Raw genomic sequence first — 19,590 nt, forward strand, 5'->3', positions numbered from 1 at the left:
GGATCGTCAAACATGGGCCTCGCCGTTCTGGCGGGGCCCTTTTGGTTTAGCAGGCCTTTGCGCCTCTTAGAATTTGCGGCTGATCGACAGCTTGAAATTGCGCCCCGGCATGGCCGAGATGCCGTCGCTCAGATAGGGGAAGTAATATTTGTCGAACAGGTTGTCGACCGAGGCATGCACTTCAGTTCCGGCCATCATGCCTTCCTTCGGTGTCCAGTCGATGGCGATGCCATGCACGGCATATCCGAGACTTTCCGGCCGGGCATAGAAATATCCGGTGCCCTGATTGACAGGGGTGCGTTCCTGATGGGCCACGAACTGCCCGTTCCAGCTGAAAGCCAGATCCCAGTCCGGCAGCTTGTAACCGAGCTGAACGTTGGCAGTCAGCGGTGACAGGTCGTTCATATAGGTATTCGGGCCGTAGACGTCGTTGATCGCGCCATTGCGGGAACCGTTCATCCAGGAGAGGCCGAGGTTTCCAAAGATATGTTCGGATCGTAGCTGGCGGAAACATCGAGGCCGTAGATTTTGTAGGATGGGGTGTTCCAGTAAAACGGTACGTTCTTGACGCGGGCGAGGTTGGCGCTGCCGAAACGTCGCGTGATCGGGTTGGTGACGTTGTTGTAGAAACTGCCGATCGAGGCTGTCAGGCTGTCGCCATTCAATAACACATCGTCGAACTGCTGCGAGACGCCGATATTGAAATTGTTGTTGCGCTCCACCTTCAGGTTGCGAGACGTCGCGGACGCGGAGCTTGCCACGCTCTGGCTCGAATAAAGCTCGTCAATGACCGGCGCGCGCATGGCGTAAGCCCAGTCGGCGAAGAAGGTGGTGCCCGGTGTCGCTTCCCAGCGCATGCTGAAAGCAGGTGTTACGCCGCTATGGGAAACGGCCGAATAGTCGTGCCCAGCGGCGGGATTGTTGTAACGCGGCGCAGCATTCGGAACACCCTCGGAGCGCACATGGTCGAACCGTAATCCGGGTGTGACCTTGAACGTGTCGGTGAGGCTGATTTCGTCGCGGAAAAATGCCGATATGGTTTCCTGCGTGCCTTCCGGCTTGATCCATGACGCATAACGACCGTAATTATATTGGGCGCTGGTGCGGTTGGCGATGTCGTACATCCACGAGTCGCGTTCGTGGCGCATATATTGCACGCCGTAATTGGCGACGTGGGACAATCCGCCGAGTTCGAAATTGGAGGTGTTTTCCGCTTCCAGCTTGAAGTCGGTATATTTCGTGTCGTCCTGCATTCCGCCCAGCGATCCGGTGGGAACAAAACCCGCTATGGTCGGACGGGTCATGTCCAGACTGGTGGCGGAGAAGCTTGCCATCGCCTTGAAATTGACGAGGTCGCTATCGCCGTCATAGGAATATTTCAGCGTTGAGGAAAAATCTTCCATGTCACGCCAGGCAAGCGCCCGGAGCCGCGCCAGATCGTAACCGTAGGTCTTGATGGTGTAGGCCGTCAGCGCGAGATCGCCGCGGTTGGCGGCAAGTGGGCCGTAGTCGGCGGATTTGCCGTAGATGACCGAGGCGCGCAACTCGTGGCGGTCATAGGCAGCACCGGCATTGGCGGAAAAGGAGGTGATCTTGTCGTTGGAGGCGTCATAGACCTGGCCGCCGCCCACACGCATATTATCGCTCTTTCGCCAGATCACGGAGGCAAGTCCGTCATAGGTCACGGGGCCGTCGAAATCCGATTTGCCGTAAATCGCCGCCGATCCGAGCTGTTGTTTATTGGCTGACTGGAAACTGGTCTTGCCCCAGGCGCCGAATGTCTGCCCCGGTTTCAGCATGTCGGAGGCCGTCTTGCTTTCCATGATGACGGTACCGCCAAAGCCGCCATTGCCATAACGAACGGATGTCGCGCCCTTCTGGATTTCCACGCGTTTGAGCAGGTCCGGATCGATGAAGACCGTACCCTGATCGTAGCGCTCGAAATTCTTCGGGGCGCCGTCGAGCAGAAGCCGCACGTCGGATTGGCGGGCAAAGCCGCGAATGGCGGTGGATTGCCCCTGCAATCGCACGCCGCCGCCGGCGCTGACGCCGGGGGTTCTCTGGAGAAGTTGCGGCAGGGATGTGGATTGCGCCGCCTCGATGGCAGCCGAGTCGATTTCGACGACGCTCGGGGCGTCACCGTTGAAGACGCGTCCGCCCTTGAGCGTGATCTGTTGCAGAACCGTTCCTTCGCCGTTTTCGGTTGTTCCGGCAGAGCGGCTCGCCATTTCCATCCTGACGGTCTTTTCACCGATGAACTGGTAACGGATGCCGGTGCCGGAAAGCAGCCGCTCCAGTGCTTCAGCCGGTGTCATGGTTCCCGATACGGGCACGCTTTTGAGGCCCTTGGCAACGGAAGCGTCATAGACCATCTGCAGGCCGGACTGGCTGGCGAGACGGTTGAGCGCGGCTGCCATGTTCCCGGCGGGCAGATTGATCGCGATCTTCTGCGTTTGCTGTGCCAGGGCCTGCGCGGGAATGGTTGCCATCGCCGCGCTCGCCAGCAAGACGGAGAAGAGTGATGTGCGGGTTCTCTGGCGCGAGATCGGGTTAGGTCTTGTCATGGCGGGCAGCTCTCCGGGGCAGCAAATATTGTTCTGCTCAACGAACGAACGAGCCCGCTTGTCAGGGACACCCTCGGTGGAAAATTTCACTCAATAAAGAACGGTCAGATAGGGACCTGCCCTGACGACGCCGATTTCGAGGGCGGCAGCCAGATCCGCAAGCGCGGCGCCTGGGTCCGATAGATCGAAATTGCCCGACAGCCGTTTTTCCCGCAGGCTCTCCCGTGTCACGACGATGCGGCCGGGAAGATAACGCTGGAAGGTCTCCACCACCTCGGCAAGTGGCCTGTCCTCGAAGATGAAGCGACCATTGCGCCAGGCGGCGATGGAGGAGGGGTCTATCGTTTCGATGCTGCCCAACCGGCCATTTGACGAATAGTCCACGCGCTGGTTTTCATAAAGCCGGCTGCTCTGGCCTTGCTTGCCCGTTCCCACAGATACGCTGTGTTCCAGTACCGTCACGCTTGTCGCCTCGTTACGCATGTCGACGTCGAAGGCGGTGCCGAGCGCCGTTGTCGTGCCGCCCGCCGCCTCGACTGAAAACGGTCGTGCGGCATCGGGCGCAACTTCAACGAAAATCTCGCCGCGCAGCAGCACCACGCGCCGCTCTTGCTGGGAGAAACGGAGCGCAATCGCGGAATGGGCATTCAGGGTGATCGTCGAACCGTCCGGCGTGGTGACGACCTGACGCTCCGCCGTGCCGGACAAATGGTCGGAGCGCAGGCGCATGGGCATGTCGGCCAGATAAAAACCTGCGAGCAATGAAATACCGACAATTGCCGCCGCTGTCGCATTGCCTTTAACGCCGCTGCGCTTGCGTGTCGCCTTCAGGAGAAACGCCTGATCGCCTGCCAGCAGGGCACCGGCGTCGCCCATCAGACATCGGACACGCTCATAGGCCTTTGCGTGCCGTTCATCACTAGCGAGCCAGGCATCGAAATCCGCTGCTAGCGTCGCGTCGTCCGGCCTTTCGCGCCGCTGCAGGAACCAGTCGACGGCTTCTTCGCGCAGCGCCGAAGCGGTTTTTGCGAGCCCGGTCACAGCGTTTCCTCCAGGCATTCCAGGCAGTGCAGATAGGCCTTGCGCAGATGGCGATCGACCATGTTCTTGCTGATGCCGCTGCGCTCAGCGATCTCGACCGAATTCAGGTTGCCGATGCTGCTGGCAAGGAAGACCTGCCGACGCTGCAACGACATGGTCATGACCGCGCGTCGTAGTACCTTCAGCCGATGCTCCCTGTCGGCAATGCCGTCCGCATCGATCACCGGCTGCGGGGCGGCAAGCGCTTCCTCCATGCTACCGGAAAACAGCCTGCGCTCGAACTGTTCACGGCGAAGACGGTCGATGCCGAGATTGGCGCAGGCGCGAACCAGAAAGGCGCGGATGAGGGAGGTGTTTTCCGGAAGCCTCGGTTTGCCCGTCAGCCGCACATAAAGATCGTGCACGATCTCCTGCGAAATGGCGGTCGTGTGTCCACGCCGGTTCATGGCCTTGCACAGTTCCTCATAATAGAGCTGTACGGCATCATCAACGAGTGCGCGTGACGTGGGCTTGCTCCACATGAGGCGGGTTCCCGGTCGGAAAGATTGAGCGATCCGGGGTTCAATAGGTGAAAAACTACGCCATGGCAATAAACATGAGTTATTTTATCATGTATCTTTTACTGCCTGCCATATCAGGCATGGCTGGCGCGCAACGGGTCAAACTCGATCCCGTCGCGGCATTATTGGCTAGCGCTTGCAGCTGCTGGTCAAACCTTGTTTTTCTCGATGAAGCGGATGGCGTCGCCGACGGTCAGGATTGTGCTTGCGGCTGCTGGTCAAACCTTGTTTTTCTCGATGAAGCGGATGGCGTCGCCGACGGTCAGGATTGTGCTTGCGGCGGAATCGGGGATTTCCACTCCGAATTCTTCCTCGATTTCCATGACGACCTGAACGACTTCGAGGGATCGGCACCGAGATCGTCAGCAAAATTGGCGTCGTCGACAACGGCGCCGGGATCGACGCCTAGCTGGTCAACGATGATTTTTTTGATACGGTCTGCGATGGTGGACATGGTGGGACTCCGCGAAAGTTGTTTGCCGCCAAACAATCCGACTGAATTTGCGCCCAGGGCACTAGCGAAAATCGAAACCGGTTTTCGCAAGGCGTGATACGCAGAGTCAAAGGGTCAGAGCATCGATGACACCCGGACGTAGCACGCCTTTGACGGCTGCGAAAGAGCGTCGGTCATGAGTACATGCCCATAAGAATGCGGGGTGCGTACCACGTTAAATAGTTTTTGACTGGAAGCGATGAACCACTGCGCGGTAAACCTCGTTTTCCTGGAGTAAATATAATCCAACCCTGTCGAGTAGCAAAGCCCATGGTCCAGTCATCCCCGGAACGCTTCATATTGCTCGATGGCATAAGGGGCGTGGCCGCGATCTTCATCGTGCATCGCCATGCCGAGCAGTTTTTCGGGAGAGACGGCGCTTCGAGTTATCTCGCCGTCGATTTGTTCTTCGCCCTCAGCGGTTTCGTGCTGGCGCATGCCTATAGTACGAAACTGCGCGAAGGAACGATCACATCAGGCTTTTTCATGAAAGCGCGCCTTGCGCGTCTTTATCCATTGTATGGGCTGGGGCTGGCTTTGATGGCGGCCTATTGCATCTGCCTCTATGCGCTGGGCCTGCCGACGCCGATTGACGATCTTCATCGCCATATCAATCCCGGCGAGCTGGCGATTGCGTTGGTGACCGGGCTTCTTTTCGTTCCAGCACCCTTCACGCTCACATTGAACGGCGCATTGTTTCTGGTCAGCCCGGCATGGTCTCTGTTCAACGAACTGGTGGTGAATGCGGTTTACGGCCGTTGGGGCGTGCGGGCGACCACGAAACAGACAATCGCTGTGCTGGCTGTCAGCGCCTGCGTGCTCGTGGTGGCGGCGGCTGAGTTCGGCAAGCTGCATGCGGGTTTTCGCTGGAACGAAATGTATGCCGGCATGGGCAGGGTGTTTTTCTCGTTTTTCGCCGGCGTGCTGATCTATCGTTTCCGCAATCGCGTAACGGAGCTGCGGCCCGTCCACGCGGCTCTCTGCCTTCTGCTGGTTTGCGTCATCCTCGCCGTTCCGGTTTCGCGTGAATTGCGGCCGTTTTTCGATCTCGCGGTCGTGCTGCTCGTCTGGCCGACGCTGCTGTTCGTGGCCAGCAAGACGGTTCCGGGTCGCAGGGTTGGAATGTTGTCGACGTTTCTCGGCACGGCATCTTACGCGGTCTATGTGCTGCATATTCCGCTGCTGGCCTGGACGGAGCTCCTGATCCCGGCGGTTGACCGGGAGGGCATCGCCCTGCCAGCCGGCATCGCTTTCCTGATCGGGACGACGTGTCTCTCATGGTACCTGACGGTCCATTACGATCAGCCGGTTCAGAAGTGGCTGAAGGGTCGCCTGAAAAAGCGCGCAGAACTCAGACAGCCGGTGTGACCGGAGAGCGCGGGCTGGGGAACGTCAGTAATGAGCGAAAATCGGAGCCGTCAGGACAAAGGCCGCGACGAGGCTGAAGATCGTCAGTTTCGCGGCACGCATGCGGCGCATTCTACGGCCGCTCCAGTCATACGTCATACTCACCCTCCACGCAGACGCAAACTTTCGGACTTAATGTCCGATAAAATCAGTGTCTCCTGATATATCCCATTTGCCAAGTCGTTATTTTTACCAGTGATTTTGGCGGACATGGTCCGGCGAGGCAGCGCTTCAGGGAAAGAGCCGAATGAGTTGATTGTCTTTCAGCTTCAGGCGGCTTGCCTCATCGGACGAAATGCAATGCTCTATGTTCTTGCGCAGGTCGTCGGGAACCAGCGGCCCGCCGGCCTTCAAGAGCTTTTCGGCCATCGAAAAGAGAATACCGAATTGGGCCTCGCATTCGGACGATGTCATCAGTAGCGGCCGCGACGGGACGGTGTTTGCCGTAAAAGCGCTATCCGCCGCGTTATAGGTGCTTACGAGGTACCAGGTCAGAAACAGCCCCAGCCACAGGCCGGTGCTGACCATGATGTATTCGCGCATCTGCGCTCTCCCTCAATGGCGATGATAAAGCAGTGGCAGGCCCTGGATCGCATATCGGGGGAGCGGCTTCCACGGCTTGATGCGGTCATGCTTTTGCACGCCGAACAGGAAGCGCATTTCTCTCGTGAGTTCCGTCGGGTCCGTCAGCCCTTCCTGATACAATTCGATAACCTTGCGGGCGGCCCTGTTGTGCAGCTTCTTGTCGTCATCCTCGGCAAGGTGGTTAAAACCGACGCTCTCGAGAACGGATTGAAGCATCTTGAGATCTTGAGAGGAGATTAGGCAATTGCGGGATGCGGAAGACATGATGTCCTCCTTTCTTGCGAGTTCGGAAAAGCCAAAGCGTCGCGCGCTCCTTTAAAAGGTTGCACGGGGACGCTCCAACGCTTTGAAACGATATATCGGTGCGGTCGATGGACCGTTGCCGATTTTCGGGCCGATGCCCTTGTAAGCGCCTTGGGAAATTCAAGGAGCTGCCCTGTCGATTGAAGGCATGTGCAAGACGGGGCTTAAGACGGCAAACAAGCCTGACGGCGGTAGCGCCCTTTAATTACCGATAGTGAAACGTGCGCTCTTTGCGCGAAATAGGCAAGTTAATTCCACTGCCTATCGCGGGTATGTGACCGGCGGGCGGCAATCGTCACGCGGCTGCTGCAGGCAACAAAAAAGGCCGGGGCAATATTGCACCGACCTTCCTCATATCGCTATTAACACCAGTGCCAGTACATCCGTGGTCAAAAGTCTAATGCGACGAAAACAACTGCGAACAACGAATTCCGTGCTCACCAGCAGTTGCTGTATGAGCTTTATAGAAGGGCAATGTGGCCAAAACAAGTCTGTGTTCTAAAGAGTTGTTTTATTCGTTACGACCCTTCAAGATCCGGATCGCAGTTTGTGAATTCGTGTCGAGGCGTGGCGCTGTTACAAGCGGGTAGCCCGGACCTCCTATTATTTCTTCTTGCCATCCGCAGTCGTGGAGTTTGCGAACTTGACCTGCGTGCCGGCCGCCGGTGCCGCAGCGGGGGCTTTCGTCTTGTCCTTCTTCGGTTTGCGGACTTCTTTGTTACTACGTACTTGACCCTTGGCCATGGTGTCCTCCTGGTATTGAACTGATGTTGGATATGGTGTGGTCCGGGGCATGATCGCTCGCCGCAGGCAGGCTGCGGGGAACGGTTTCATCGTCAGGGGAAAGGCGGTCCGTTGAGCGGATGTTTCCCGAAGGGAAGGGTCGGTTTGGAGAGGCGGATACGCCCTGCGGAAACGGTTCTCCGCGCCATGCCGGTCTGGAGGCCAAAATCAGGAAAAGCCGCAAAGTCGGAGGATGCGCCGCGATCCTGATCCAGACGCATGGCCGTTTCTTCGGCAGCGCTGAGAAGGAGGCGAAGCGAGGCGTTTTCCCGATAGCCCAAACCGCCGGTGCGGACGAGGTTCCGTGAAAGGCTTGATGAATAAAAGTCGGAAGACATCTCGTCCTCCTTTCGTTTGGGGGCGAGGACACTCTGCCCTCAAACACCAGCGCTCTTCAGCGGATTGCTGACAGGCGGAGCGTGCGCCTGTTGCGTATCAGGTTCAAGAAGTTTTTCGGGAAGGCGACGTCAAAACGTGCAACCGGGTTATTTCTTGCCGGATGGCTTTTTGGTGCGGGTGGGTGGAGGGGCGGCGATTGCCGCCTCCTGAGCTTCGCGAAGCTGGCGAAGCCGTTCCGTCTTCTTGACGCGCTGGTCGGACTCGGCGGTTATGATCTGTTTCGCCGCCTTGTCCGTCATGGATGCCTTGTCCTGCGAGGACAGCTTTCCGGGTTTGAAAAAAGCCTCTTTTATCGCGGTCATGGCATTCTCCTTTGCGGAGCGAATTGACAGTTATCGGGCGCGGGCAACCTTTTTGGGAGCAGGAAGCAGTCCCTCGCGCTGCAACTTCTTCTTCGCCATCTTGCGGTGGCGGCGCACAGCTTCGGCTTCTTCGCGGATGCGCTTTTCCGACGGCTTTTCGTATGATTCCCGTGCGCGCATCTCACGGAAGATACCCTCGCGCTGCATCCTCTTTTTCAAGACGCGGAGGGCTTGCTCTACATTGTTATCCCTGACGAGTACCTGCAACATATCTCCTTAACGCAGCCATCGCTGCTATTTTTTGATTCTGATTGTATTCGAATTGATCCAGCTCGATCCCGCATCACGCGAGGACGAGCCTTCGATTTCCACCGGCCGCGATGAAGACGCAGCCACATCGATTTCATCGAGCGCTATGTTGCGTTCGAAGTTCTCGTGCTGGAAACGTACCCTGTAGCGAACCGCTCCTTGCTGAGTCTCGGGCAGAGCCGTTACGACCCGACCGGGACCCGTGGGCTGGTTGGCCCCAAGCACGCCCGCTTTCAGAACGATAGCATCGCCGGAGCGATAAAGATTTTTGCGCATGAGAGCCTCCCCATGGCCAAAAAAACAAAAGGCCGGGCTTTAACCCGACCTCTCACAATCACTCAGCGCCACTGCCAGTACATCCGTAGCCAGCGGGGCCGATGACAAATCAAGCTGCGCGAAGGTTGTCGGCGGAGCTCTTGCCGGACTTGCGGTCCTGCACGATGTCGTAGGTGATCTTCTGACCGTCGTTCAGCGAACGCAGACCTGCGCGCTCAACAGCCGAAATGTGAACGAAAACGTCCGTGCCGCCGTTGTCAGGCTGAATGAAGCCGAAGCCCTTGGTGGCGTTGAACCACTTTACAGTACCAGTGTTCATAACGATTTCCTTTCGTAGTAATCGTTGTTGGTTCCCGCGATACCTTGCGGAATTAGATCGATTATTTGAGAGGAAATCCGACGGGAACGTAGAGTCCCAGGAGCGACGTCACAAGCAATTGTCGATTTGCCGAATATAGCCTCAAATTTTGATTTTGCAATGGGCCGATGCGGAAAAATGCGTCACCGGGCGATTGCCCGCGCCGGTTCAGGTGTGTTTTTCACCGTCAGCGGCGCGATCTCGGTTTTTTCTCCTCCCTGTTCATATCACGTCCCACCCATTTGAAGAAAACGATCAGGCTGGTGCCGATGATGATGAGCGGAATGAAGGATCGAAACTGGACATGGTCAACTCTTTCTCCCCCCGACCATCATTTTAGCGGTATGGAAGAAGCGCGTAATCTGCGGAATGTTATCCGTTCTTTTTTGGCAGTTGCGGCCTGCGGTCCGCTGTCAAAAGGGCCGCAGGCCGAAAATCTCTAGCGGGGCAGGGATTTCACCGCCGCGGCACCACCTTCGCGGGCACTTTTCAGCGCCGCCACGCCGCAAAGAACCGACATGGCGCCGGCGCGCGAACCCGCCCGCTGCCGCAGCCGGTCGTTCGAGCCGGGCTTGAAGATCATGTCGCGCATGCGGTTGTCGCCGCCATAATGGCCGCCCGGTTCATGCGGCACCCATATGCGTTCAACACCGCCGCCGAAGCTTTTCACCAGCAGGATTTCGTCGGCAGGCGGCTCCGTCCACGGCTGCTTTTCATATTGGCGCATCTCGATTCGGCCCTTGTGGCCGTTGAAGGCGATGTGATGTCCCTCGATCGGCATATAGGTATTGAGTGAATAGGAAACCTGCACGCCGCTCGCATAACGGATCGAAGCGCTCATCGTGTCGGGAATGTCGATCTCCTCGCGGAAGACGCAGGCGTCACGCACATAGCCATCCAGGGTCGAAGGGTCTTCATAGAGTGCGTCGAGGAAGGGATCGGCAGCGAGATCCATGAAATAGTCGCACTCACCCTTGTGCGGACAGGTGCGACAGCGCGTTCCCCGGAACGGTCCGTTCTTGCCATAATGCAGCAATTGTCCAAAGCCCTTCACTTCCACGGGGTCAGGATCGAGATACCAGTTCAGAAGATCGAAGTGGTGCGTGGCCTTGTGCACGAACAGGCTGCCGGAATGTTCGGTAAAGGCGTGCCAGCGGCGGAAATAATCCGCGCCGTGCTGGTTGTCGAGATACCAGTGGAAATCCACCGAGGTAACGGTGCCGATGGCGCCGTCATCTATCAGTTCCTTGATTCGCGCGGCCGTCGGCGAAAAACGGTAGTTGAAGGACACGTCGACCCGGCGGCCACTTTTGGCCTCCGCCGCGCGGATGCGGTCGATCTTTTCCGGGGTCGTGGTCATGGGTTTTTCGCTGATGACATCGGCTCCGCCTTCAAGGGCGCGGATGATGATGTCGTCATGGGTATCATCCGGCGTGCAGACGATCACCAGTTCCGGGCGCTGCTCGGTCATCATCCGGTCGAAGTCATCGTAAAGCGGCGCGCTTGATCCCATCATGGCGCGGGCCCGTTCGGCGCGCATCAGGTTCAGGTCGCAAATGCCGACCAGCTCGACGTAGTCGCTCCACCCGGCCAGAAGCTCGCGCCCCCACATGGTGGTGCCGCGATTGCCGGTGCCGACCAGCGCATAACGTTTGCGTTTCACCCTTTCAGGCATTGTCTCTCTCCCGGATATATCAACAAACAGTCTTGAAGCGCTCGACAACGGTGGTGAGAACCTCGTCCATCGGGCGCGCCTGCCAGCGATGCGAAAAAATCTCGACTTCCTGCGGACCGTGAAAGCCGGCGGCCTCGATCATGGCGCGAAATGCCTTGAGGTCAATCACGCCGTCGCCCATCATGCCGCGATCGTTGAGCGGATCGGTGGTCGGCACCAGCCAGTCGCAGATATGGTGCGCCAGAATTTGCCCATTCTTTCCGGCGCGCGCCACCTGTTCCTCCAGCTCCGGGTCCCACCAGACGTGGTAGACGTCGATGGCCACACCGGTTCCCGCACCCAGCCGGTCGCAGAGATCGAGCGATTGTTTCAGCGTGTTGAAGCAGGCCCGGTCGGCGGCATAGAAGGGATGCAGCGGCTCGATGGCGAGCGGTATGCCGGCTGCCCTCGCATAGGGCAGGAGTTCGGCCATGCCGTCTTCCACCATCTGCCGCGCACCTTTGATATCGCGCGAACCGGTGGGCAGGCCCCCCACGACAAGCACGAGGCAATCGGCCTTCATCGCGGCGGCCTCATCGACCGCACGCCTGTTGTCCTCAATGGCGCGGCGGCGACCTTCCGCATCCGGTGCGGGGAAAAAGCCACCACGGCAAAGGCCACTGAGGCGAAGGCCGTTCTGCTCGACAATGTGGGTGGCCTCGGCAAGGCCGACGCCATGCACCTGATCGCGCCAGGGCGAGATGGTGGTGATACCTTGCGCAAGGCAGGCATCGACGATCGCGCCGAATGAGCCACCTTGGCGCACGGTGGCAAAATTGATTGAAAGGCCTTCAAGGCTCATATCGCTATCTCCCCTAGTTCTGCTGCCTCAGCCAATGCCCCGGACCGAAAGGAACGCCTTCATGCGGTGCGTCGCGAGATCCGGCTCGGCCAGCACATTGGCCTTGTCCGCCAGCCGGAAAAGCTCGGCAAAATGCTGCGTGGAGCGGGTGCTTTCCTGCCCGCCGACCATGGTGAAATGATCCTGCAGGCCATTGAGATAGGCGAGGAACACGACGCCGGTTTTATAAAAGCGGGTTGGCGCCTTGAAGATATGGCGCGAAAGCGCCACCGTCGGCTCCAGAATGTCGAAGAATTCATTGTCCGCACCGCGCTTCAGGCTGGCGAGCGCCTTGGAGGCCGCCGGCGCAATGGCATCGAAAATGCCCAGCAGCGCATCCGAATGACCTTTTTCGTCGCCGGCGATCAGTTCGGCATAATTGAAATCATCGCCGGTATACATGCGCACGCCAGCGGGCAGGCGGCGGCGCATGACGATTTCCTTCTCCTTGGAGAGAAGCGAAATCTTGATGCCGTCGATCTTGTCGGCATTCTCCTCGATCATAGCAAGGCAGGTTTCCATCGCCTCCATGTGGTCGCGAGACCCCCAGTATCCCTCAAGCGCGGGATCGAACATTTCTCCCAACCAGTGGATCACCACTTTTTCGTTCGCATGGGAAAGAACCTTGGCATAGGCCTTGAGATAGTCGTCCGGCGAACGGGCGGCGGCGGCCAGCGCGCGGCTCGCCATCAGGATTACGCGTCCACCTTCTCCCTGAACAAAATCAAGCTGTTCCAGGTAAGAGTCGATAATCTGGTTCAGGTCGTAGCCGCTACCATTGAGGTGGTCGGTGCCGACGCCGCAGGCGATCAGCGCATCCTTGCGGGTGGCCGCTTCCTTCAGCGAACGGGAGATCAGTTCCTGCGCTTGCGGCCACGCAAGCCCCATGCCGCGCTGCGCCGTGTCCATGGCTTCGGCGACGCCAAGGCCGAGGTCCCACAGGCGGTGACGGAAGCGCAATGTGGCGTCCCAGTCTATGGCGGGGTTAAGCCATGGGTCGTTGTCGGCAAGAGGGTCGGCCACCACATGGGCGGCGGCGAAGGCGACGCGGTTGAAATCCGCGGCACTTCGTTTCTCAACGGCGACCGGCGTGCCTGATAGACTGTAGACCTCGATGCTGCGGTCGTCTTTCGGAAGCTTGAGTTCGCTCACTGTCGCCTCCTCAGGAGATCGCCGGAACGTCGAGCCAGCGGCGTTCCTTCCACGATTTCAGTCCCAGTTCGGCCAGTTGCACGCCCTTCACGCCTTCCATCAGGCCATAGGGCCACGGGTCGTTGTCGACGAGGTGGCGCACGAACATTTCCCATTGCGCCTTGAAGCCGTTGTCATAGGTGACGTTGTCAGGCACCTCCTGCCAGGTCTTATAGAAATCGATGGTCTGTGGCTGGTCGGGATTCCACACCGGCTTCGGCGTATTGGTGCGGTGCTGGGTAAAGCATTTGGTCAGGCCCGCCACCGCCGAACCATGCGTGCCATCCACCTGGAACGTCACGAGGTCGTCGCGGCGCACGCGCACCGCCCATGAGGAGTTGATGTGGGCGATGGCGCCGCCTTCCAGCTCGAAGGTGGCATAGGCCGCATCGTCCGCATCCGCCTTGTAGGCCTTGCCCTGCTCATCGAAACGCTCGGGGATATGGGTGGCGCCGAGGCAGCTCACCGATTTCACCGGGCCGAACAGATTGTCGAGCACGTAACGCCAGTGGCACAGCATATCGAGGATGATACCGCCGCCATCCTTCAGGCGATAATTCCAGGAGGGTCGCTGCGCCGGCTGCCAGTCACCCTCGAAAACCCAGTAACCGAACTCGCCGCGGACCGAGAGGATCTTGCCGAAAAAGCCGCTGTCGCGCAGCATCGCCAATTTGCGAAGGCCGGGCAGGAACAGCTTGTCCTGTACCACGCCGTGTTTGATGCCGGCGCTTTCGGCCAGCCGCGCAATCGCCAGCGCCTCTTCCATCGTGTCGGAAATCGGCTTTTCGCAATAGACGTTCTTGCCGGCCTTGATGGCCTTTTCCAGCAGGCTGCCGCGCATCTGCGTGGTGCCGGCGTCGAAGAACAGCGTGTCATCCGGGTTCGCAAGGGCTGCGTCAATGTCGGTCGTCCAGCGTGCAACATTGTGCTTTTTGGCGATTTCCTCGATCTTCGCGCCATTGCGGCCGACCAGGATCGGGTCGAGCATGACCCTTTCACCGTTCTTCAAAAGCACGCCACCCTGATCGCGAATGGCAAGAACGGAGCGCACGAGGTGCTGGTTGTAACCCATGCGGCCGGTAATGCCGTGCATGATGACGCCGATACGTTTCATGAATTTCCTCCCTAGGCGGCCTTTTCCCGCAAGGCCGCATCCGTCAAACAATGGCAGTTTGTAACCATTTGGTTATTTGTGGTCGTGAAGAGCGCAATCTGTCAAGGTGTTTTTGTCGGGAAAAATGGATGTTGTGGGACGCGCCGCAACCACGGCTTTTTGCCGCGCCGCGAAAGCGAAAGGCGCGCTTCGCCATTGCGAAACGCGCCTCGTCACTGTTCTCAAAGGGAAATCCGGTTCTGCTGGTTCAGATCGGCCGCACCGCAGCAAGCAGGGTGTTGACGATGTGCTGGCCCCAGCGTTCCAGCTCAGTGGGGTCGGTCAGGTCGCGCTGGAAGATCGTCGACAGCGTGAATCGGTTCGACAGATAAAAGGCGCCGAGCGAGGCGATCGTCAGGTAGATGTCGATCGGATCGAGTCCGTCACGGAATTCGCCGGTGTCTCGGCCGCGCCGCAACACGTCTTCAAGCTCGGAGATGAAATTCGAATGCATCGCCGTAATCGTCGGAGATTGCCTGAGATAACGGGCTTTATTGAGGTTTTCCGTCGCGAGGATGCTCAGGAATTCCGGGTGGTCGAGAAAATAATGCCAGGTGAAAAGTGCAAGTTCCCGCAAGCCCTCCGAAGGCGCCTTGCGGGTCAGATCCAGCCGCCGTTCGGTGTGGCGGATATGGCGATAAGCGTCCTCCAGCACGGCAAGGTAAAGCGCGTCCTTGTCGCCGAAATAGTGGTAGATCATCCGCTTGTTGGTGCCGGCACGCCGCGCCACGACATCGATCCGTGCTCCCGCCAGCCCCTTGGCGGCCACCTCACGGCGGGCGGCTTCAAGAATGGCGGCCCGCGTTCTTTCCGGGTTTCGCACCTGTGCAGTGGCGCGTTTGCGCTTCGGGGCAGGCGTTTCCTCAGGAGCCGGGTCGGGCAGCTGGTTTTTCGTTGTTTCTTCCATCGTGACACCCGCTTGACAATGTTGTCGATCAGTGTTCCCATGTAACCAATTAGTTATAAAACGGCAATAGTCGTTTACACTCATCATCAATTTGGCAGTCAATTAGGGAGGAGTTGCCAATGCCCGTGATGCTTCACAGGAGAAGTGTGCTTTCAACCGGGCTTGCGGCCCTTTCGCTGGCAACGTTGGGAGGCGTTTCAGCACAAGCTCAGGCCGCACGGCTACGTATGTTGTGGTGGGGATCTCAAGAGCGTGCGGATCGCACCAACAAGGCGATTGCTGCCTACAAGCAGGTGAAACCGGATCTCGATATTGCCGGAGAATTCGCCGGATGGAGCGATTATTGGCCGCGTCTGGCCACGCAGGTGGCGGGCCGCAATGCGCCTGATCTGATCCAGATGGATTACCGTTATATCTTCGAATATGGCCGGCGCGGCGCGCTTGCGCCGCTTGACGACTACATCGGCAAGGGCCTGAAGATCGAAGATTTCGGCAAGATGAACATCGATTCCGGCCGGGTCGACGGCAAGCTTTACGGCATCAATCTCGGGGTCAATTCAAGTGCTGTCTTCTTCGACAAGGCGGCCTGGGAAAAATCCGGCGCAACGCCGCCCTCGATCGGGCAGACCTGGGAAGAGTTTGCCGAAAACGCCGCCAAGCTCAGCAAGAACAAGCCGAAACCGGGCTATTATGCCACGGCTGACGCCAGCGGCGTGGAGCCGAGCTTCGAGAACTGGCTGCGCCAGAACGGCAAGTCGCTTTATACCGTCGATGGCGGCATCGGTTTCGATCCGACTGACGCGACCAAGTGGTTCACCATGTGGGCGGATCTGCGCAAGAGCGGCGCCTGCGTACCAGCCGATATTCAGGCGCTCGACCAGTTGAACATCGAAACCAACGCACTGACGACGGGCAAGGCGGCAACCGCATTTGCCCATTCCAACCAGTTCGTCGGTTATCAGGCGCTCAACAAAGCCAAGCTGGCGATAACCTCCTATCCCAAAAGCGCGAAGGATGGCCCTTCCGGCCACTACCTGAAACCCTCCATGCTCATCAGCGTCGCCAATGGCAGCGCCGGCATCGAGCAGGCGATCGGCTTCATCAACTTCCTTGTTGCCGAACCGCAGGGCGTTGACATTCTGGGCGTGGAGCGCGGCGTTCCGCCATCGGAATCCATGCGCAACCAGCTGACCGGCAAGCTCGACGAGGTCAGCAAGAGCATGGTGGAATATATTGCCGAAATCACCCCCAGTGTCGGCGATCTGCCGCCGGCACCACCTCCGGGCGCTGGCGAATTCGCCTTCGTCCTGAAGCGCACGGCGGAGGAGATCGGCTTCGGCAAGATTTCGCCGAGCGAAGGTGGCGACCGGCTCGTCAAAGAATCTGAAACCGTTATCAAACGGAAGTGATGGCATATGGCCTTTCGATCTGAAACTCTCGTGGAGGAGAGCCGTGGCGCGGCTCTCCCGAAGCGGGCAGGCGTGAAGCGGCTTTTGGACCGCAACATTCACGCCTACCTGTTTCTCCTGCCCTGGCTGATCGGCTTTTTCGGTCTGACGCTCGGCCCGGCGCTGGTATCGCTTTATCTGTCGTTCACCAATTACGACCTGCTTCAATCTCCTGATTGGGTGGGGGCGGCCAATTACGTGCGCATCGCCACCGCCGACCCCAAATTCGCCGCCGCCATGCAGGTCACCTTTACTTATGTGCTGCTGTCGGTGCCGCTGAAGCTGATCTTTGCGTTGCTGGTGGCGCTCGCCTTCAATCGCGGCATAAAAGGGCTGACGCTCTACCGGGCGATCTTCTATCTGCCGTCGCTGCTTGGCTCCAGCGTGGCCATCGCCGTTCTCTGGCGCCAGCTTTTCGCCTCCGATGGTCTCGTCAACATGATCCTGTGGCAGGTTTTCGGTTACGAGGGACCAAGCTGGATTTCCAATCCGGACTATTCGCTCTACACGCTGGTCATCCTGTCCGTCTGGCAGTTCGGCTCGCCGATGATCATCTTCCTCGCCGGGCTCCGGCAAATCCCGCAGGATATGTATGAGGCCGCCGATATCGACGGTGCGAGCAAGATGCGGCAGTTCTTCCGCATTACGCTGCCGCTTCTGACGCCGGTGATCTTCTTCAACGCCGTGATCCAGACGATCGACGCCTTCAAGGCCTTCACGCCCGCCTTCATCATTTCCGAAGGGACCGGCGGGCCGATCAACTCGACGCTGTTCTACACGCTCTATCTCTACCAGGAGGCCTTCGGTTTCTTCCGCATGGGATATGCCTCGGCACTTGCCTGGATTCTTGTGATCATCATCGCGCTGTTCACGGCCTTCTCGTTCCTCAGCGCGAAATACTGGGTGCATTACGATGACTGACGCTGTTACCGCTCCCCGGCCGGGACAGGGCCCGCAACGCTCACCGCTGATGTCGGTGTTGCTGCATGCGGCGCTGATCCTCGCCTCCTTTGCGATGCTCTATCCGATCCTGTGGATGATTTCGGGTTCGTTTCGCCCGCAGGACGAGCTGTTCGGCTCCTCCTCGCTCATTCCCTCATCGGTCGATTTCGGCGGCTATATCCGTGGCTGGACCGGGCTTCAGGTCAGTTTCGGGCAGTTCTTCTGGAACTCCTTCTTCATCTCGGTGCTGGCCACCATCGGCAACGTGGTCGGCTGCTCGCTTGCCGCCTTTGCTTTCGCCCGGCTCCGGTTCGGCGGGCGCAATTTCTGGTTCGCGCTGATGCTGGGCACGCTGATGCTGCCCTATCACGTAGTACTCATCCCGCAATATATCCTGTTTCTGGAAATGGGCTGGGTGAACACGTCGCTGCCGCTGATCGTGCCGAAGTATCTCGCGACCGACGCCTTCTTCATCTTCCTCATGGTGCAGTTCTTCCGTGGCATTCCGCGCGAGCTGGACGAGGCGGCGGTGATGGACGGTTGCTCACCTTTCCGGATTTACTGGAAGATCATGCTGCCCTTGTCGCTGCCGGTTCTGGCCACGGCCGCCATCTTTTCCTTCATCTGGACCTGGGACGACTTCTTCGGTCCGCTGATCTATCTGAACGACATCAACACCTACACCGTGCAGCTCGGCCTCAGATCCTTCGTGGATTCCACCGGCAGCTCGGACTGGACCTCGCTTTTCGCCATGTCCAACCTGTCACTGGTGCCGGTCTTCCTGTTCTTCCTGTTCTTCCAGCGGCTGTTGATCGAAGGCATCGCCACCACCGGAATGAAACGCTGAACGGACGAAACGGGACCGAAAACGAATTGCAGAACATCAACACCGTCGCGGCTGCCTTGTTTGCGGCGCGACGGTCGGGAGAAACAGCATGGCAAGCAGCATTACTCTGGAAAAAATCGTCAAGCGGTTCGGCGCTTTTCCGGTCGTCCACGGCATCGATCTCAAGATCGAGCCGGGCGAATTCACCGTCTTCGTCGGCCCCTCGGGCTGCGGAAAATCTACGCTTTTACGCATGATCGCCGGGCTCGAGGAAATCTCCGAGGGTGATCTTCGCATCGATGGTGAAAGGGTCAACGAAACAGCCGCCTCCAAGCGCGGCATCGCAATGGTCTTCCAGTCCTATGCGCTCTATCCGCATATGAGCGTTTACAAGAACCTCGCCTTCGGGCTGGAAACGGCAGGCTACAAGAAACCAGAAGTCGAGGCGCGGGTGCAGAAGGCCGCCGATATCCTGCAGATCGGCCCGCTGTTACAGCGCAAGCCGAAGGCACTTTCGGGTGGCCAACGCCAGCGTGTCGCCATCGGCCGGGCGATCGTGCGCGAGCCGAAAATCTTCCTGTTCGACGAGCCTTTGTCCAACCTCGATGCGGAGCTGCGTGTGCAGATGCGCGTCGAAATCGCCAAGCTGCACCAGACGCTCGGCAGCACGATGATCTATGTGACGCATGACCAGGTGGAAGCCATGACCATGGCCGACAAGATCGTGGTTCTGCGCGATGGCCTCATCATGCAGGTCGGTCGCCCGCTCGATCTCTACAACAATCCGGGCAATCAGTTCGTCGCCGGTTTCATCGGTTCGCCGAAGATGAACTTCCTCTCCGCAAAAGTGGCTTCAGGCGACAGCTCCAACCGCACAATCGAGGTCGCCGGTCAGCGTATCGTGCTGGAGAAGCCGGTTGCGGCTCAGGAGGGCGAACCGCTCACTTTTGGCGTGCGCCCGGAGCATGTGAACCCGCAGGCACAATCGGCCTCGCTCGGCAACGCCGCGATCCAGCTCGTCGAACATCTCGGTGGTTCGACGGTGGTTTACACCAGCACCCCAGACGGCCAACCCGCCACCGTGCTGCTGGACGGCCAGCGCCATATCCGCATCGGCGAGACCATCCCCTTTGCGTTTGATCTGGAGAAGACGCATCTGTTCGGGTCGGATGGGCGACGGATATAGCT

General features: G+C 58.8%; 22 protein-coding genes and 1 pseudogene. 5 read left to right on the plus strand and 18 right to left on the minus strand.

Features of this window, described 5'->3' with window-relative positions; genetic code table 11:
- Positions 1-66: 66 nt before the first annotated feature.
- The 5 genes and pseudogenes from RBH10_RS08815 to RBH10_RS08835 all read right to left on the minus strand — a co-directional run bounded on the left by RBH10_RS08815 (position 67) and on the right by RBH10_RS08835 (position 4,619).
- Positions 67-459 carry a TonB-dependent receptor gene (locus RBH10_RS08815; RefSeq protein ID WP_306180526.1) on the minus strand — a complete coding sequence of 131 codons (393 nt, stop codon included), beginning with the start codon at positions 457-459 and terminating at the stop codon, positions 67-69.
- Positions 456-2,564, minus strand: a complete 2,109-nt coding sequence (locus RBH10_RS08820) for a TonB-dependent receptor (protein WP_306180528.1) — start codon at positions 2,562-2,564, stop codon at positions 456-458. The genes RBH10_RS08815 and RBH10_RS08820 overlap by 4 nt, the downstream gene beginning before the upstream one ends.
- 90 nt (positions 2,565-2,654) lie before the next feature.
- Entirely contained in the window at positions 2,655-3,605 is a 951-nt protein-coding gene (locus RBH10_RS08825) for a FecR family protein (RefSeq protein ID WP_281039352.1), read from the minus strand.
- On the minus strand, positions 3,602-4,126 hold the full coding sequence (locus RBH10_RS08830) for an RNA polymerase sigma factor (RefSeq protein ID WP_045021664.1): 525 nt from the start codon (positions 4,124-4,126) through the stop codon (positions 3,602-3,604). The genes RBH10_RS08825 and RBH10_RS08830 overlap by 4 nt, the downstream gene beginning before the upstream one ends.
- Positions 4,127-4,383: 257 nt before the next feature.
- Positions 4,384-4,619, minus strand: a pseudogene (locus tag RBH10_RS08835) (acyl carrier protein).
- Between the two features lie 309 nt (positions 4,620-4,928).
- On the opposite strand from RBH10_RS08835, the gene RBH10_RS08840 reads away from it, so the two are divergent.
- Positions 4,929-6,026: an acyltransferase gene (locus RBH10_RS08840; RefSeq protein WP_281039354.1), complete on the plus strand. Its 1,098-nt coding sequence runs from the start codon at positions 4,929-4,931 to the stop codon at positions 6,024-6,026.
- 270 nt (positions 6,027-6,296) lie between these two features.
- Here RBH10_RS08840 and RBH10_RS08845 read toward each other — a convergent pair whose 3' ends face one another.
- The 13 genes from RBH10_RS08845 to RBH10_RS08905 all read right to left on the minus strand — a co-directional run bounded on the left by RBH10_RS08845 (position 6,297) and on the right by RBH10_RS08905 (position 15,186).
- Positions 6,297-6,608 (minus strand): hypothetical protein, encoded by a 312-nt coding sequence (locus RBH10_RS08845; protein ID WP_281039355.1) that lies wholly within the window; start codon positions 6,606-6,608, stop codon positions 6,297-6,299.
- 12 nt (positions 6,609-6,620) lie between these two features.
- Positions 6,621-6,914, minus strand: coding sequence for a hypothetical protein (locus RBH10_RS08850; protein WP_281039356.1), 294 nt, complete (start codon positions 6,912-6,914; stop codon positions 6,621-6,623).
- Positions 6,915-7,556: 642 nt separating this feature from the next.
- Positions 7,557-7,697 (minus strand): hypothetical protein, encoded by a 141-nt coding sequence (locus RBH10_RS08855; RefSeq protein ID WP_003517881.1) that lies wholly within the window; start codon positions 7,695-7,697, stop codon positions 7,557-7,559.
- Between the two features lie 92 nt (positions 7,698-7,789).
- On the minus strand, positions 7,790-8,074 hold the full coding sequence (locus RBH10_RS08860; protein ID WP_281039357.1) for a hypothetical protein: 285 nt from the start codon (positions 8,072-8,074) through the stop codon (positions 7,790-7,792).
- A 147-nt stretch (positions 8,075-8,221) separates the two neighbouring features.
- Positions 8,222-8,437: a hypothetical protein gene (locus RBH10_RS08865; protein ID WP_281039358.1), complete on the minus strand. Its 216-nt coding sequence runs from the start codon at positions 8,435-8,437 to the stop codon at positions 8,222-8,224.
- 30 nt (positions 8,438-8,467) lie between these two features.
- A complete protein-coding gene (gene rpsU / locus RBH10_RS08870; RefSeq protein WP_003517876.1) occupies positions 8,468-8,704 on the minus strand; it encodes a 30S ribosomal protein S21 in 237 nt (78 codons plus the stop codon).
- Between the two features lie 27 nt (positions 8,705-8,731).
- A complete protein-coding gene (locus tag RBH10_RS08875; RefSeq protein ID WP_045021676.1) occupies positions 8,732-9,022 on the minus strand; it encodes a hypothetical protein in 291 nt (96 codons plus the stop codon).
- Between the two features lie 109 nt (positions 9,023-9,131).
- Positions 9,132-9,341 (minus strand): cold-shock protein, encoded by a 210-nt coding sequence (locus tag RBH10_RS08880; RefSeq protein ID WP_003517872.1) that lies wholly within the window; start codon positions 9,339-9,341, stop codon positions 9,132-9,134.
- 478 nt (positions 9,342-9,819) lie between these two features.
- Positions 9,820-11,055: a Gfo/Idh/MocA family protein gene (locus RBH10_RS08885; protein WP_306180531.1), complete on the minus strand. Its 1,236-nt coding sequence runs from the start codon at positions 11,053-11,055 to the stop codon at positions 9,820-9,822.
- A gap of 19 nt (positions 11,056-11,074) precedes the next feature.
- Entirely contained in the window at positions 11,075-11,896 is an 822-nt protein-coding gene (locus tag RBH10_RS08890; RefSeq protein ID WP_281039360.1) for a sugar phosphate isomerase/epimerase, read from the minus strand.
- A 27-nt stretch (positions 11,897-11,923) separates the two neighbouring features.
- Complete coding sequence (locus RBH10_RS08895) at positions 11,924-13,087, minus strand: dihydrodipicolinate synthase family protein (protein ID WP_281039361.1); 1,164 nt, start codon at positions 13,085-13,087, stop codon at positions 11,924-11,926.
- A gap of 10 nt (positions 13,088-13,097) precedes the next feature.
- Complete coding sequence (locus RBH10_RS08900; RefSeq protein WP_281039362.1) at positions 13,098-14,240, minus strand: Gfo/Idh/MocA family protein; 1,143 nt, start codon at positions 14,238-14,240, stop codon at positions 13,098-13,100.
- Between the two features lie 247 nt (positions 14,241-14,487).
- Positions 14,488-15,186, minus strand: a complete 699-nt coding sequence (locus RBH10_RS08905; RefSeq protein ID WP_281039363.1) for a TetR/AcrR family transcriptional regulator — start codon at positions 15,184-15,186, stop codon at positions 14,488-14,490.
- Positions 15,187-15,305: 119 nt separating this feature from the next.
- On the opposite strand from RBH10_RS08905, the gene RBH10_RS08910 reads away from it, so the two are divergent.
- The 4 genes from RBH10_RS08910 (at position 15,306) to RBH10_RS08925 (ending at position 19,588) form a co-directional block, all read left to right on the plus strand.
- Positions 15,306-16,595, plus strand: coding sequence for an ABC transporter substrate-binding protein (locus RBH10_RS08910; RefSeq protein WP_281039364.1), 1,290 nt, complete (start codon positions 15,306-15,308; stop codon positions 16,593-16,595).
- A 6-nt stretch (positions 16,596-16,601) separates the two neighbouring features.
- Positions 16,602-17,555 (plus strand): carbohydrate ABC transporter permease, encoded by a 954-nt coding sequence (locus RBH10_RS08915; protein ID WP_045021689.1) that lies wholly within the window; start codon positions 16,602-16,604, stop codon positions 17,553-17,555.
- A complete protein-coding gene (locus RBH10_RS08920; RefSeq protein WP_013761392.1) occupies positions 17,548-18,423 on the plus strand; it encodes a carbohydrate ABC transporter permease in 876 nt (291 codons plus the stop codon). The genes RBH10_RS08915 and RBH10_RS08920 overlap by 8 nt, the downstream gene beginning before the upstream one ends.
- Positions 18,424-18,511: 88 nt before the next feature.
- Complete coding sequence (locus tag RBH10_RS08925) at positions 18,512-19,588, plus strand: ABC transporter ATP-binding protein (RefSeq protein ID WP_281039365.1); 1,077 nt, start codon at positions 18,512-18,514, stop codon at positions 19,586-19,588.
- Positions 19,589-19,590: the final 2 nt, after the last annotated feature.

Source organism: Rhizobium sp. AN73 (assembly GCF_030757975.1).
GTDB lineage: Bacteria > Pseudomonadota > Alphaproteobacteria > Rhizobiales > Rhizobiaceae > Agrobacterium > Agrobacterium arsenijevicii.